The following is a 14201-nucleotide window of genomic DNA, read 5'->3' as shown; positions in this document are numbered from 1 at the left end:
GAAGCCTGGAGCGACGCATGACCAAGACTCTCGAAGGCCGCATCCTGACGCCCGGCGGCTGGGTCGCCGGCCGGCTGCGCTTCGACAGCCACATCCGCGCGGTCGAGCCGGTCGCGGGGCTGGAGAGCGGCCCGATGATCCTGCCCGGCTTCATCGACCTGCACTGCCATGGCGGCGGCGGCGCCGACGCGATGGAGGGCGAGACGTCGATCCGCACCCTGGCGCGCACCCATGCCCGGCACGGCACGACGGCGCTGCTGGCCACCACCATGACCTCCCCGGTCGAGGAGATCGAGACGGCGCTGGACGGCGCCGGGCGGGTGATCGCCGGGCGGCGCGCAGGCGAGGCGCGGGTGCTGGGCGTGCATCTGGAAGGCCCGTTCATCAGCCCGGACCGGCTGGGCGCCCAGCCGCCCTATGCCATCCCGGCCGACCTCGCGCGCATGGCGGATTTCTGCGACCGCGCCGACATCCGCGTCGTCACCTGGGCACCGGAGGCCGACCCCGACGGCAGCCTGCAGGCCTTCCTGGCCGCGCGCGACATCCGGGTGCAGCTGGGCCATTCCTCCTGCGACTACGAGACCGCGGCCGAGGCCTTCTCGCGCGGGGTCGACGGCGTCACCCACATGTTCAACGCGATGACAGCGCTGCACCACCGCGCCCCCGGCATCGTCGGCGCCGCTTTGGCCCATGCCGAGCATGCCGAGCTGATCCCCGACCTGCTGCACGTCCATCCCGGCGCCATCCGGGCGGCCCTGCGGGCGATCCCGTCGCTCTACGCCGTCACCGACGCCACGGCCGCCAGCGGCATGCCGGACGGCGACTATCGGCTGGGCCGCTACACGGTGCGGAAATGCGGCAACGGCGTGCGGCTGGACGACGGCACGCTGGCCGGCAGCTGCCTGACCATGGACCGTGCCTTCGCCAATTTCGTCGCCATCGGCCTGACGCCGGAGGAGGCGTCGCGCCGCACCTCGACCCTGGCCGCCGACTATCTCGGCCTGGCCGATCGCGGCCGCCTGGCGCCCGGCGCCTGGGCGGACATCGTCGTTCTCGACGCCGACCTGCGGGTCACGGGCGTCCATGTCGAAGGAGAGTCGATTGACCTCGATCATGCTTGAGGAGGCGCGCGAGGCCCCGGCCCGCATCGCCGACCTCCTGGCCGCCGACGCGGATCTGGTCCGCGACTTGGCCGCCCGGCTGCGCGCCGACCGGCCGCGCTTCGCCGTAACCATCGCCCGCGGCAGCTCCGACCACGCCGCGACCTATGCCGCCTATCTGCTGGGCAGCCGGCTGGGCGTGGTCACCGCCTCGCTGCCGCCTTCGCTGGAGACGCTGGGCCATTCCGACCTGGACCTGAAGGGCAGCCTGGCCATCGCCGTGTCGCAATCCGGCCGCAGCCCGGACCTGGTGACGCCGGTGCGCCGCGCCCGCGAGCGCGGGGCCCTGACCGTCGCCGTGCTGAACTCGACCGACAGCCCGGCCGCCCAGGCCGCGGAGATCGTCCTGGACCAGCATGCCGGGCGCGAGCGCGCCGTGGCCGCGACCAAATCCTACATCGCCAGCCTGGTCGTCGCCGCCCGGCTGGTGGCCGAATGGGCCGAGGATGTGGAGCTGAAGGCCGCCCTGCAGCGCCTGCCCGAGGCGCTGGAGACCGCCGTGCGCAGCGACTGGTCGCCCGCCATCGAGGCCCTGGCCAAGGCCGACCGGATGATGGTCGCCGGCCGTGGCCTGAACCTGGCGATCGCCCAGGAGAGCGCGCTGAAGTTCAAGGAGACCTGCATCCTGCAGGCCGAGGCGATGAGCGCGGCCGAGATCATGCACGGGCCCAAGGCGCTGGTCGAAGCCGGCTACCCGGTGCTGGCCTACGCCCCGAACGATGGCGGGCGCGAGAGCGTGCTGAAGATGGCGGCGGAGTTCCGCGGCCTGGGCGCCAATGTGCTGCTGGCCGGCGCGCCCGGCGTCAAGGGCGCCACCCTGCCGCTGCCGCCGCCGCTGCACCCGGCGCTGGACCCGGTCCTGGCGATCGGCGCCTTCTACCCCTTCGTCGCCGCCCTGTCCGAAGCCCGCGGCCTGTCGCCCGACGCGCCGCGCAACCTGAGCAAGGTGACCGAGACGGTCTGATTCGGCATAAATCCGACCTATCGATCGCGGAACGCCCGGCCGGGGATATTTTCCTGACGGAACGCCCCGGCCGGCCGATCGAAACGAAGCCGCTTCGGGTCGAAACGCCGGTTCTGTAACAAACGAATTCACGCCGGGCCCGCAATCGCTTTACCCTCTGCCCAAAGTGCGGGCATCCGGCCCGCCGGGATGAAGAGGGGAGATTCGCATGAGCAGATTCCGCAGCGGGACGATGGCCTCGGCCCTGGCCCTGGCCACCGTCTTCGCCGGATCGGCCGCCTGGGCCGACGTCACCATCGGCGCCGCCTTCGTGCTGAGCGGCGGCAACGCACCCTACGGGCTGCAGGAGCGGCGCGGCGTCGAGGCGGCGGTCGAGGCGATCAACGCCGCCGGCGGGGTCAATGGCGAGAAGATCGTGGTCGAGTTCGGCGATGACGCCGGCGATCCGCGTCAGGCCGTGCAGGTCGCCAACGACATGGTCAACAAGAAGGTCGTCGCCGTCGTCGGCCACACCCTGTCGGGCGCCACCGTCGCCGCCGCCCCGGTCTATGACGAGGAGGGGATCATCATGATCACCCCCTCGGCCACCGCGGTCGACCTGACCGAGAAGGGCTACAAGACCGTGTTCCGCACCGTCGTCCGCGACGACCAGCAGGGCAAGGTCGCCGGCGCCTATATCGTCGAGCACTTCAAGGACAAGAAGATCGCCTTCGTCCAGGACTCCACCACCTACGGCAAGGGCCTGGCCGACGCCACCAAGGCGGTGGTCAATGCCGGCGGGGTGAAGGAAGCGGCCTATGAGACGATCACGCCGGGCGAGCTCGACTACTCGGCCACGATCTCGAAGCTGAAGGCCGACAACATCGACGTCGTCTACTATGGCGGCCTGTACAACGAGGCCGGCCTGCTGCTGCGCCAGATGCGCGACCAGGGGCTGAAGGCGCAGTTCATCTCCGGCGACGGGCTCTACGCCCAGGACTTCTGGTCGATCGTCGGCCCGGCCGGCGAAGGCGTGCTGCTGACCATCGACAACCCGCCCGAGACCAACCCGGCGGCGAAGGACGTGGTCGCGGCGCTGAAGGCCAAGAACATCGACCCGGCCGGCTACACCCTCTACGCCTATGCCGCGGTCCAGGCCTGGGCCGAGGCGGCGAAGAAGGCCAAGTCGACCGATCCGGAGAAGGTGGCGGCGGCGCTGCATGACGGCAGCGACTACAAGACCGTGCTGGGCGACATCGCCTATGATTCCAAGGGCGACCGCACCAAGTCGGGCTACGCCCTGTTCAAGCGCACCGGCACGACCTTCGAGCCGGCCAAGTAAGCGGCGATCCGATCGGACCGATGCGGAGGGGCCGGCCCAGCCGGCCCCTTCTTCTATGGCGGCGCCTGGCGCAGCAGCCGCTCATCGACCAGGAAGTCGACGCCGCGCAGCCAGGCCGTGTCGGTGTCGCCGCGGATCTGGCCTGTGACATGGGCGACGTACTGCCCGCTGCGCAGGTCGGCGACCCAGAGATCCATGGTCGAGATCAGGGTCGAAACCTTGTGCACCGCGGGCAGCACCGCCAGATCAGCCCCGCTCTTCCGCGCCACGTCCAGCCAGCAGCCGCCGCAGCCATAGCGCGGCGCGGTTGCCGCGACCTCGGCGGCGAGGAGCGAGAGATCGACCAGGCGGTAGCGGCCGGACTGCTCCAGCTTGCGGGCCAGATGGCCGGTGGCCAGCGCGATCCGGGCGTCATGGCTGGACGGCGCCGCCTCGCCGCTGGTGTCGGCCAGCTCGAACGGGAACACCGCGACCGGCGTCTGGGCCGCGGCGGGGCCGGCGGCCAGGACCAGGACCGGAAGCAGCCATCGTGCCGCCATCGCCAGCCTCCGTTGCTGCGTTTCCGTCGAGCCTAGGCCGGGACGGCATCGTCGGAAACGCGACTTACGGAGGAGGCGGGCAGCCTCTTGCGCTTCGCTGCGCCGGGCCCACATTCGCGGGATGCGACGGTTCCGGACCTGGTTTCTGCCCTTGATTGCGTCCGGCCTCCTGCTGGCGACGCCCCCTTCCGTCGCCCTGCCCGCGCCCTCATCCCTCATCGCCGTGGCGCCCGAGCCGCAGCTGGATCCGGCCTTGCTGGACGCCGTGCTGCAGCGGGCGGCGGCGCTGCCGCGGCTGCGGGCGCTGATCATCGCCCGCGACGGCGTGACGGTGGCCGAGCGCGCCTTCCGCGGCCCGGCGCTGGACCGGCCGGTCAACATCAAATCGGCCTCGAAATCGGTGCTGTCGGCGCTGGTCGGCATCGCGCTGGAGCGCAAGGTGTTCACCGGGCTGGACCAGCCGGTGGCGCCGATCCTGGCCGGCGAGCTGCCGCCGAACCCGGACCCGCTGCTGGGCCAGGTCACCATCGACCACCTGCTGTCGATGCGGGCCGGGCTGGACCGCACCTCCGGCCCGAATTACGGGCGCTGGACCAGCAGCCCGGACTGGGTGCGCTACATCCTGTCCCGGCCCTTCGTCGACCGGCCCGGCGGGCGCATGTTGTATTCGACCGGCGACAGCCACCTGCTGTCGGCGGCCCTGACCCGGCTGACCGGCCGCAGCACCCTGGCGCTGATGCGCGACTGGCTGGGCCGGCCGCTGGGCATCACCATCCCGGAGTGGCCGCGCGACCCGCAGGGCATCTATGTCGGCGGCAACGACATGGTGCTGTCGCCCCGCGCCCTGCTGCGCTTCGGCGAGCTGTACCGCCAGGACGGGATGATCGACGGCCGGCGGGTGCTGCCGGAAGGCTGGGTCGCAGCGTCATGGACACCGCGAACCCAGTCGCCTTTCACAGGCCATGCCTATGGCTATGGCTGGTTCATCACCGCGGCGCAGGGCCACCCGGTCTACTACGCCTGGGGCTTCGGCGGGCAGATGGTCTATGTTGTGCCCGATCTCGGCCTGACCGTGGTCATGACCTCCGACCCGACGGCCCGGTCGCGCGACGGCTATCTGGAGCAGCTGCACGGCCTGCTGACCGACGACATCGTCCCGGCGGCGCAGGGCCTGGCTGCCGGGTGACCGCGCAAGACGAAAAAGCCGCCTCAGATCAGGCCGTTCACGAACATCCAGTTCTCCAGCCCGACGACGCTCTCCGGCCGGATGATCCGGTAGGTGGATGACCGCTGCAGCGTGCCGGTGGCGGGATCGTAGGAGACGGGCGGGTCCTGCTGCGGCGGGATCGTGCCCATGCTGTTGCTGATCTTCGGGTCGAAGACCCAGCGCTTCGCCCCCGGGGTCCAGTACATCCGCGTCACCGGGTCTTCCCAGCGCTTGGTCTGGCCGTTGTAGCTGATCACGCTGTAGCGCGAGACGTCGGACTTGGTCGGGTCCATCGGCAGGGCCAAGTAGGCCTCGTCGTCCTGGGTCAGCACCGGCTTGCCGTCGGAATCCAGCTTGATGTTCTTGGCGTTGGTGGCCAGCGCCTTGGCCTGATCCGGCGTCAGCCGCTTCAGCAGCGCGATCATGTCCTGGTTGGATTTGCCCAGCCGGTCGAACACCGCCGTCAGACCCAGCCCCGTGCTGCGGCCGCCCTCATCGGTGGTCCTGGCATAGGCGATGGTCTGGGCGACGTCCTTCGGCACGTCGAGATATTCGAGGTAGCGCTGGTCGGCGGCGTCGTAGGTGTGGGCGGTGTCGTAACGGCCCTTGAAGTAGACGATGCCGGACCCGATCAGCATCAGCGCCGCGCCGATCCCGGTCCAGGCCGTCGCCCCGAGGCCGAGGATGAGCCCGCTGCCGCCGATCGCCTCCGACACCCCGGCGGCGGCCGAGGTGACGAAGGCCGCGTCGCCGAGGACGCTGACCCCGTAGCCGACGCCCTTCACCCAGTCGTCATACTGGAAGAAGTTGGCGACGGAGTTGGCGCCGTCGACCAGGATGTAGGCGACGTCCGGCACGTCCTTCAGCATCCCGGCCGCGGCGCCGCGCAGGAAGCCCTTGACCCCGTCGGACACCGCCAGCTTGTCGATGCGCCCGAGCGCCGCGTTGTAGCGCTGGTTGAAGGGCGTGTTGGCCAGGCCCTTCGGATCGGAGCTCCAGATCGCTTCCTTCCAGCTGTCGGGCAGGACAGTCGACGCCAGGGCCGACGCCCCCATCGAGGCATGCACCGGAACATAGAGATAGTCGTTCCACTGGGAGGCCGGGTCGTCGGCGAGGGACAGCGCGTTCTTCTCGAACAGGAAGCTGCTGAGGCCGCCGGAGAAGCGGCTGAGCAGCCGCGGATTGAACCAGTCGCCCCCGCCCGCCTGGCTGACCCGGGCCACCTCCTGCTGGCTGAGGCCGTCGGTGCCGAGCGTGGCGTAGCGGGCGTAGAGGTACTTGTCCTGCGGCAGCACCGCCTTCAGCCCTTCGAGGGTGAAGTGGGTGGTGAACAGCCGCTCCGACCGCTGGAACCAGATCGAGGGGCTGGGCGTGGTGTCCGGGTTCTTCGGCTCGTCGCCCAGCGGCTTCGGCATCGCCTCGGCCGCCTTGATCACGCTCTCCTGCTTCGTGTCGGTCCGGAGCGGCGACCCGTTCTCCACCTTGCGGTCGAAGCCCTCGATGCCGGCGAGGTCCTGCTTGTAGGCGTCGACCGTCTGGGTGATGCCCTGCCGCACCTCGACCATCCGGCTGTATTCCGCGGCGGTGGCGTCGTATGTCTTCGCCGCGCCGGGATCGGCCTTCCGCATCGCCGCGATGTCCTGGGCCTGCTGTGCCTTGGTGCGGCCCTGGCCATAATTGGCCAGCGGGTGGGCGAAGAACCCCGCATCCTTGATCAGCTGCTGGCCCTGCTTGTCGAAGCTGCCGCCGAAATCCTCGATGCCCGCCCGGGCCGCGTCGACCGACGCGTCCCGCAGCGCGTGGTAGAAGTTGTGGTAGTACTTGTCGCCCTTGTGCTTCGTCTGGTCGGTGTCACCGGCCTTGTCCGCCTGGCCGGCCACGGCCAGGGACAACGCCACGTCACCCTTGCCGGCGGCGCGGCGCAGCTCGGTCCCGAAATACTGCGCGTCCGCGAACATGTTGCGCTCGGTGCCGTCGTATTTCGGCTGCGCCGGCACCTTGGACAGGATCTGCGACGCCAGGGCGTCGACCAGGGTCTTGCCCTTGCCCGGCTTGCCGCCGTCGGTCTCCGACAGATTCTGCACGATATGGGCCAGGTTCGGGACCATGTCCTCATACGGCCCGTCGCCGCCCGGCTTCCAATGCGCCATGCGGTCGACCGCCTGGTTCAGCAGGCCCGGCGTCTTCGGGTCCTGGCTGAAGATCCGCGGGTCGGACAGGATGTCCTGCACCTGCTGCGGCATTGCATGCTGCGGATCGGTGACCTCGGCCAGCTTCTTCAGCAGGTCCGTGGTCTGCCGCTCGTTCAGGGGCGGCACATCGGTGCCGTTCGGGTCGAGCCCGGCGGCCTTGCGCACCTCGGCGATCGGCCGGTCGACCAGCACCTCCTTGGTCGCTTCCGCCTGGCCCCGGCGGACGGCGTCGAGATAGGCAGACTTCCTGGGATCGGCGGCGTTGCTGGCGTCGAAGGTCAGATACACGCCGGCGCGCTTGTCGATCGCCGCCGCCAGCGCCTCCGGCGTCGCCTTGTCGCCCAGCTCGGCCTTGGCGGCATCGGCGATGGCGACCAGCTGGCGCCGCGTCTCCGCGGTGACGTCGTCGTATTTGCCGTCCTTGGCGGCGGCGATCAGCTTGCCGATCTGGTCGGGGGTGCGGCCCTCGGTCTTCCAGCGGTTGTCGAAATGAGTCCGCGCCGCGTCCAGGGCCGCCTTGTAGGTCGGGTCGTTCGGCGCCCGCTGCGCCAGCGGCGCCGCCAGGGCATCGAAATCGGGCACCGCCTGCTGCGTCGCGGCGTAGTCGATCTCGCGGATCACGCTGTCCTGCAGCTGCTCGGTCAGCTTGGTCTTGTCGCCGGCGTTCTTCGGATCCTCGACCTTCGCCAGCAGCCCGCGCTGCTCCTCGAGATACCCCATGCGGGTCTGGTCGAGGGCCCAGACCATCTGGCCGGGCTGCAGCTCGTATTCGGCATCGGGCGACGCGGCCGGGCGGGTGCCGAAGGCCTTGGGGTCGAGCACGCCGGTCGCGGCCATCTGGCCCCGCAGCGCGGCGTTGTCGGTCGGATCGACGCCGGCATCGGCAAAGATCCGGAACGGCCATTTGAGCGGCGTCACCCCAGCGCCGTAGACGCCGAGGGCCGGGTCGTCAGGCCCGAAGGTGGTGCGGTCGTCCTTGCCGTCGGTGATCGGCTGGCCGACGGGCGGCTGCCTGGCCTTGTCGACCGCGCTGACGAAGGTCGGATCCGTCTTCCGGGCCGGAGTCTGCGCCGCAAAAGGCGTCACCCGGCGCACCCTCAGATCGCTGGGCCACATGGCCATCCCCCCTGACAGGGTCCCCAACGATTAGGGAGAACGGACCAGACCCGATTCGGTTCCTATGGAGATCGCGGTTTTTTGACGGTTCGGTGATGATCCGGCGAAGATCGCGCATCAATGCGCAAGCCTGGAGCCGATCCGGGACAACTCCCGAAATGCCGAAACCCCTCCTGCGAGACATCGTCCGGGGCCTGCAAACGAAAAGGGCCGGCGCAGCGCGCCGGCCCCCGATCAGACCCGATGAATCCGGAGAGGCGATCAGCCCTCCTTCTGCTCCTGCTGGGGCTTGTTGTCCCGGCGCTCGGTGATGCGCGCGGCCTTGCCGCGGCGGTCGCGCAGGTAATAGAGCTTGGCGCGGCGGACGGCACCGCGGCGGACGACCTCGATCGAGTCGATGCGCGGGCTGTACAGCGGGAAGACGCGCTCGACGCCCTCGCCATAGCTGATCTTGCGGACGGTGAAGTGGCTGTTCAGGCCGGCATTCTTGCGGCCGATGCAGACGCCCTCATAGGCCTGCACGCGCTCGCGCGTGCCCTCGATGACCTTGACGTTCACCTTGACGGTGTCGCCGGGCTGGAAATCCGGGATCTTGCGGTCGGCGGTCAGCTTGTCGACCTGCTCCTGCTCGATCGTCTGGATGATGTTCATGGCTCTCGTCCTTCTTGTTCCTTGGTGTCTCTACGTCGGTCTCGACCCGGGCGCTTTCGGACGTGGCTCCCGCCGCCTTCCGCCCTTTCGGGGTTCACGGCGAGATATCGCTGCCAGAGGTCCGGGCGTCGCTCCCGGGTGATGCTTTCCGCCTGTTCCAGGCGCCAGCGCCGCACCTTCGCATGGTCACCGGAGACCAGGATCTCCGGCACCGCGCGGGATGCGCCGTCGGCACCCGTCCACAGGGCCGGCCGGGTGTACAGCGGGTACTCCAGGAGACCCGCCCCGAACTCGTCCCCGAAACTCTCCTCCCCGGCGCTCTCCGCGTTGCCCATGACGCCGGGGAGCAGGCGCACCACGGCATCGATCAGGGCCAGCGCGGCGATCTCGCCGCCGGACAGGACGAAATCGCCCAGGCTGACCTCCTCCGCCCCCTGGGCGTCGAGAAGCCGCTGGTCGACCCCTTCATACCGGCCGCAGAGCAGGACGATCGCCTGCTCCGCCGCCAGCTCCCGCACCAGCGCCTGATCGAGCAGCCGGCCGCGGGGGCTCAGATAGATCAGCCGCTCCCCCGGGCGGCGGACCGCCTGCACGGCGTCGTCCAGAACCTGGGGAAGCATGACCATGCCGGCGCCGCCCCCGAAGGGGGCGTCGTCGACCGAGCGGTGCTTATCGCGCGCGAAGCCGCGAATGTCCACCGATTCCAGCATCCAGTCGCCGCGCGCCAGCGCTTTTCCGGCCAGGGACTGGCCGAGCGGGCCCGGAAACATCTCCGGAAACAGCGTCAGGACGCGGGCGGTCCAAGGCATGTCAGCCCTCGTCCTTGCCCTCTTCCGGCGGACGCTCCGCCGGCTCCAGCAGCCCGGCCGGCGGGTCGACGACGATGCGGCGGCCGGCGATGTCGACCACCGGCACCGCGGCGCGGGTGAAGGGCATCATCACAGACGAGCCCCCTGGCCCCGCGCCCTGCCGCGCGATCTCCAGCATCTCGCCGGCGCCGAAATCGAACACGCCGCGCACCGTGCCGAACACCGATCCGTCCGCGAGCTCCGCCCGCAGGCCGATCAGGTCGGCATGGTAGAACTCGTCCTCCTCGGTCTCCGGCAGCGCGGCGCGGTCGACATAGAGCCGCAGGCCGCGCAGCGCGTCGGCCGCGTCGCGGTCGGCGACGCCCTCGACCTTCACGATCCACTGGTCCTTGGCCCAGGACAGCAGTTGCAGGGCGAGCCGCCGCGCCCCGGCCTCGTCCGAGACCGGGCCATAGGCGGTCAGGTCCTCCGGGGCGGCGGTGAAGGGCTTGATCTTCACCAGGCCGCGGACGCCGTGCGCCCCGGTGATCTGGCCGACGCAGACCTTGGAGGATTGAGACATGGCGGAGGATCCGGTTGCGGTTCCGCTCCTCGCCTTCTCCCAACATTGTCATCACCGGGCTTGACCCGGTGATCCAGAGACTGTCGACGCCGTGCCGGCGGCCCCTGGATGCCCGGGTCAAGCCCGGGCATGACAAAGGAGGAGAGCGGAAGGAAGAACCGGTACGGATCAGGCCTCGGCCGGAGCCTCGGCGGCGGCAGCGGCAGCCTCGGCCGCAGCCTTGGCGCGCTCCTGGGCCTTCGCCTTCGGGGCCGACTTCGACGGGGTCTCGCGGTACTTCGGCATCGGCGCCAGCTCGGCCTGGCCGAGGAACTTGGCGACGCGCTCGGTCGGCTGGGCGCCGACCGACAGCCAATGCTTGATCCGGTCGCCCTTCAGCACCAGGCGCTCCGGGTGGTCCTTCTCCAGCATCGGGTTGTAGGTGCCGACCTTCTCGATGAAGCGGCCGTCGCGCGGGCTGCGCGTGTCGGCGATCACGATCGAGTAGAACGGGCGCTTCTTGGCGCCGCCGCGGGTCAGGCGGATCTTGACGGACATGGACGTACTCTCCTCAGGTCAAACTCTAGAATTCTCGAAACCTACGAAGGGCGGCCGGAACCGCCCCTACATCTTGAAGCCGGGCGGCAGCATGCCGGGCGGCAGCTTGGGCATGCCGCGCATCAGCCCGGCCTTCCCCAGCTTCTTCATCCGCTTCATCATGTCGGCCATCTGCTGATGCTGCTTCAGCAGCTTGTTCACGTCCTGCACCGTGCTGCCGGAGCCGGCGGCGATGCGGACCTTGCGCTTGGCGTGGATGATCTTGGGGTTGCGGCGCTCGGTCGGCGTCATCGAGGAGATGATCGCCTCCTGCCGCTTGATCATCTTGTCGTCCAGCCCGGCGGTCTTCATCTGGTCCTTGATCTTGCCGACGCCGGGCAGCATGCCCATCAGCCCCTGCAGCCCGCCCATCTTCCGCATCTGGCGCAGCTGCGAGGCCAGGTCCTCCAGGTCGAACTCGCCCTTCTGGATCTTGGCCGCGAGCTTCTCGGCATCCTCCTTCTCGATCGTCTGCGCCGCCTTCTCGACCAGGCTGACGACGTCGCCCATGCCGAGGATGCGGTTGGCGATGCGGTCGGGATGGAACAGCTCCAGCGCGTCCATCTTCTCGCCCATGCCGATCAGCTTGATCGGCTGGCCGGTGACGGCGCGCATCGACAGGGCGGCGCCGCCGCGGCTGTCGCCGTCGACCCGGGTCAGGACGATGCCGGTGACGCCGACCCGCTCATGGAAGGTGCGGGCGACGTTGACCGCGTCCTGGCCGGTCATGGCGTCGGCCACCAGCAGGGTCTCGGTCGGCTTCGTGGCGTCACGGATCGCCACCACCTCGGCCATCAGCTCCTCGTCGATGGCGAGCCGGCCGGCGGTGTCGAGCAGGACGACGTCGAAGCCCTCGAGCCGGCCGCGCTCCATGGCGCGGCGGGCGATGGCCAGCGGCTCCTGCCCCGGGATGATCGGCAGGGTGGTGACGCCGATCTGCTCGCCCAGGATCTTCAACTGCTCCTGCGCGGCCGGGCGCCGCGTGTCGAGCGACGCCATCAGGACCCGTCTGTTGTCCCGGTCCTTCAGGCGCAGGGCGATCTTGCCGGTGGTGGTGGTCTTGCCCGAGCCCTGCAGGCCGACCATCAGCACCGGCACCGGCGGCACGGCGATCAGGTTGATTGGCGTGGCGGCGTTGAGGTCGGGCATCTCGCCCGCGGTGCCGCCCAGCATCTCGACCAGGCAGTCATGGACGATCTTGATGACCTGCTGGCCGGGGGTGACCGAGCGCAGCACCTCCGCCCCGACCGCCCGTTCGCGCGCCTTGTCGATGAAGTCCTTGACCACCGGCAGGGCGACATCGGCCTCCAGCAGCGCCACGCGCACCTCGCGCATGGCGGCGCCGACATCGGCCTCCGTCAGCGCGCCGCGCTTGCGAAGCCGGTCGAAGATGTCGCCGAGACGGCCGCTCAGACCTTCGAACATGATCGCCCTTCGAATTGCGTGACCCCAAACGGAAAAGCGCCAGTGCGCGACACTCGCGGACTGGCGGCACCCCATGGGGTCTCATTGCGGGCCGATCCCGCAACGCCGGGTCTTCTAGACGGGTGGGGCCGCGGAGTCAATGCGGCCGCCGGGTCAGCCCTTCTCCCGGCGCAGCACCAGGATGAATCCATCCTCGCCCGGCAGGCCGCGGCCGGCCTCGGAGGGCACGGCATCAGGGGCCGGCGGCGGCTCGGTCCGGTTCAGGAAACCCTCCATGGCGGCGACCGGCCAGCGCCAGATCGTCTTGTCCTCCGGCCCGGCGCCGATGCCGTCGTAAAGCCTGCGGGCCCCGGCATTGTCCGACGCCATCTCCCACCGCACCCGCATCGCCTGCGACACGCCGATATCGGCCAGGGCCCGCATCAGCTGCCGGCCGATGCCGCGGCCGCGCGCCCGTTCGCGGACATAGACGTCGTCGACGCGGATGAAGTCGCCCCCGGTCCAGATCGAATAGTCGATGGTGTAGGTGACGTAGCCGACCACGCCGCTGCCATCCTCGGCGATCAGGCCGCGGAAGCGCGGCGGCACCTCGGCCAGCGCCTCGTCGAGATCGGCGCGCTGCGCCGTCATCGCCGCCAAATCTCCGGTGAACGCCGCCAGCTCGCGCAGCATGTCGAGCAGCATCGGCACATCCGCGGCGCCCAGCGGCCGCACGGTCAGATCGGTCACCACATCATCTCCCGCCTTCGGCAGGGGGTCGCGGGAGGGAGCCGGCGGACAGGCCCTGCCTGCCGTCCGGCGCGCCGCCCGGGGACACCCCGCCCCGTCACACGCACAAATCCGACGGCAGGTCTCCTGGCTCGCGGGTCGCCGCCCGGGGCGCCCGCCTTCCCGGAATGGTCCGGTGGCTTCGGGCGCGGGCTCGCCGCCTACAGTTGCGGGGGCAGCGCCGGCCTTGCCCCGAAAGGCGCACCGGCTTCCCTTTTCACCCCGGTCTCCCGGGGCACCGTCGCCCGCCATGCTAGCCGCCGGCCCTCGCCCTGTCGATCACGCAGGGCTCCGCCCTCGCGCCGGGGGGCCGGTTGATGCCATATGAGAGCGGGAGAGACCTTGGGAGCGGGCGATGGACGGGCTGCCGTTCTGGAAGATGCACGGGCTGGGCAACGACTTCGTCGTGCTGGACGCGCGCGAGCGGCCGATCACGGTCCATCCCGACCAGGCGCGGCGCATCGCCGACCGGCACCGCGGCGTCGGCTTCGACCAGTTGCTGGTGATCGAGCCGACACAGACGAGCGGCGCCGACGTGTTCATGCGCATCCTCAACGCCGACGGCACCGAATCGGGCGCCTGCGGCAACGGCACGCGCTGCGTCGCCGCCCTGGTGATGGCCGATACCGGCGCCGACGCGCTGGTGGTGGAGACCCGCGGCGGCCTGCTGGAGTGCCGCACCGCCCCGCAGGGCGGCGTCACCGTCGACATGGGCCCGGCCCGGCTGGGCTGGCAGGACATCCCGCTGGCGCATGAAGCCGACACGCTGCACCTGCCGGTGTCGTCCGGCCTGCTGACGGACGGGGTCGGCGTGTCGATGGGCAACCCCCATGCCGTGTTCTTCGTGCCGGAGGCCGAGAAGGTGCAGATCGACGGCGTCGGCCCGGTGCTGGAACACGACCCGCTGTTCC

Annotated in this window: 13 protein-coding genes and 1 riboswitch; of the genes, 5 read left to right on the top strand and 8 right to left on the bottom strand. The window is 70.2% G+C overall.

The annotated features are described in order from the left end of the window. The first annotated feature begins 17 nt into the window (after positions 1-17). The 3 genes from nagA (at position 18) to P409_RS11430 (ending at position 3445) form a co-directional block, all read left to right on the top strand. Positions 18-1121 carry an N-acetylglucosamine-6-phosphate deacetylase gene (gene nagA, locus P409_RS11440; RefSeq protein WP_034835732.1) on the top strand — a complete coding sequence of 368 codons (1104 nt, stop codon included), beginning with the start codon at positions 18-20 and terminating at the stop codon, positions 1119-1121. Next, the gene (locus tag P409_RS11435; RefSeq protein ID WP_202964638.1) at positions 1102-2124 is read left to right on the top strand and encodes an SIS domain-containing protein; all 1023 of its coding nucleotides are present in this window, start codon (positions 1102-1104) and stop codon (positions 2122-2124) included. Before nagA ends, P409_RS11435 begins: the two co-directional genes overlap by 20 nt. A 208-nt stretch (positions 2125-2332) precedes the next feature. Then, on the top strand, positions 2333-3445 hold the full coding sequence (locus tag P409_RS11430) for a branched-chain amino acid ABC transporter substrate-binding protein (RefSeq protein WP_034835729.1): 1113 nt from the start codon (positions 2333-2335) through the stop codon (positions 3443-3445). A gap of 53 nt (positions 3446-3498) precedes the next feature. On the opposite strand, the gene P409_RS38830 is transcribed toward P409_RS11430, so the two are convergent. Then, complete coding sequence (locus P409_RS38830) at positions 3499-3984, bottom strand: DUF3280 domain-containing protein (RefSeq protein ID WP_052120413.1); 486 nt, start codon at positions 3982-3984, stop codon at positions 3499-3501. Positions 3985-4237: 253 nt separating this feature from the next. Between P409_RS38830 and P409_RS11420 the strand changes: the two genes are divergently transcribed. Further along, positions 4238-5170, top strand: a complete 933-nt coding sequence (locus P409_RS11420) for a serine hydrolase domain-containing protein (RefSeq protein WP_238578655.1) — start codon at positions 4238-4240, stop codon at positions 5168-5170. A 23-nt stretch (positions 5171-5193) separates the two neighbouring features. Here the strand turns inward: P409_RS11420 and P409_RS11415 are convergent, their stop codons facing one another. From P409_RS11415 to P409_RS36180, 7 genes are all read right to left on the bottom strand, one after another. After that, positions 5194-8499 (bottom strand): hypothetical protein, encoded by a 3306-nt coding sequence (locus tag P409_RS11415; protein WP_034835725.1) that lies wholly within the window; start codon positions 8497-8499, stop codon positions 5194-5196. A gap of 261 nt (positions 8500-8760) precedes the next feature. Continuing rightward, on the bottom strand, positions 8761-9150 hold the full coding sequence (gene rplS, locus P409_RS11410) for a 50S ribosomal protein L19 (protein WP_034835719.1): 390 nt from the start codon (positions 9148-9150) through the stop codon (positions 8761-8763). Continuing rightward, on the bottom strand, positions 9147-9959 hold the full coding sequence (gene trmD / locus P409_RS11405) for a tRNA (guanosine(37)-N1)-methyltransferase TrmD (protein ID WP_034835715.1): 813 nt from the start codon (positions 9957-9959) through the stop codon (positions 9147-9149). Before trmD ends, rplS begins: the two co-directional genes overlap by 4 nt. Before the next feature lies 1 nt (position 9960). Beyond that, positions 9961-10521: a ribosome maturation factor RimM gene (gene rimM / locus P409_RS11400; protein ID WP_034835712.1), complete on the bottom strand. Its 561-nt coding sequence runs from the start codon at positions 10519-10521 to the stop codon at positions 9961-9963. Positions 10522-10689: 168 nt separating this feature from the next. Then, complete coding sequence (gene rpsP / locus P409_RS11395) at positions 10690-11058, bottom strand: 30S ribosomal protein S16 (RefSeq protein ID WP_034835709.1); 369 nt, start codon at positions 11056-11058, stop codon at positions 10690-10692. A gap of 66 nt (positions 11059-11124) precedes the next feature. Beyond that, positions 11125-12522 (bottom strand): signal recognition particle protein, encoded by a 1398-nt coding sequence (ffh, locus tag P409_RS11390; protein ID WP_034835704.1) that lies wholly within the window; start codon positions 12520-12522, stop codon positions 11125-11127. Positions 12523-12675: 153 nt separating this feature from the next. Next, positions 12676-13251, bottom strand: a complete 576-nt coding sequence (locus P409_RS36180; protein ID WP_152613335.1) for a GNAT family N-acetyltransferase — start codon at positions 13249-13251, stop codon at positions 12676-12678. Between the two features lie 99 nt (positions 13252-13350). Beyond that, a riboswitch (cobalamin riboswitch) is annotated at positions 13351-13548 on the bottom strand. Positions 13549-13645: 97 nt separating this feature from the next. Here P409_RS36180 and dapF point away from each other — a divergent pair. Then, a partial coding sequence (dapF, locus tag P409_RS11380; RefSeq protein ID WP_034835700.1) for a diaminopimelate epimerase occupies positions 13646-14201 on the top strand: 556 nt, incomplete at its 3' end.

Source organism: Inquilinus limosus MP06 (genome assembly GCF_000767795.1).
In the GTDB taxonomy this organism is placed as follows: domain Bacteria; phylum Pseudomonadota; class Alphaproteobacteria; order DSM-16000; family Inquilinaceae; genus Inquilinus; species Inquilinus limosus_E.
The sequence above is the reverse complement of the archived record's forward strand: the minus strand, read 5'-3'. Positions and strand labels throughout refer to the sequence as shown.

What these genes read in the sequence shown, in the direction of transcription:
- nagA (WP_034835732.1), top strand. Translation starts at nt 18, where the DNA reads ATGACCAAGACTCTCGAAGGCCGCATCCTGACGCCCGGCGGCTGGGTC.
- P409_RS11430 (WP_034835729.1), top strand. Translation starts at nt 2,333, where the DNA reads ATGAGCAGATTCCGCAGCGGGACGATGGCCTCGGCCCTGGCCCTGGCC.
- P409_RS38830 (WP_052120413.1), bottom strand. Translation starts at nt 3,984, where the DNA reads ATGGCGGCACGATGGCTGCTTCCGGTCCTGGTCCTGGCCGCCGGCCCC.
- P409_RS11415 (WP_034835725.1), bottom strand. Translation starts at nt 8,499, where the DNA reads ATGTGGCCCAGCGATCTGAGGGTGCGCCGGGTGACGCCTTTTGCGGCG.
- rplS (WP_034835719.1), bottom strand. Translation starts at nt 9,150, where the DNA reads ATGAACATCATCCAGACGATCGAGCAGGAGCAGGTCGACAAGCTGACC.
- trmD (WP_034835715.1), bottom strand. Translation starts at nt 9,959, where the DNA reads ATGCCTTGGACCGCCCGCGTCCTGACGCTGTTTCCGGAGATGTTTCCG.
- rimM (WP_034835712.1), bottom strand. Translation starts at nt 10,521, where the DNA reads ATGTCTCAATCCTCCAAGGTCTGCGTCGGCCAGATCACCGGGGCGCAC.
- rpsP (WP_034835709.1), bottom strand. Translation starts at nt 11,058, where the DNA reads ATGTCCGTCAAGATCCGCCTGACCCGCGGCGGCGCCAAGAAGCGCCCG.
- ffh (WP_034835704.1), bottom strand. Translation starts at nt 12,522, where the DNA reads ATGTTCGAAGGTCTGAGCGGCCGTCTCGGCGACATCTTCGACCGGCTT.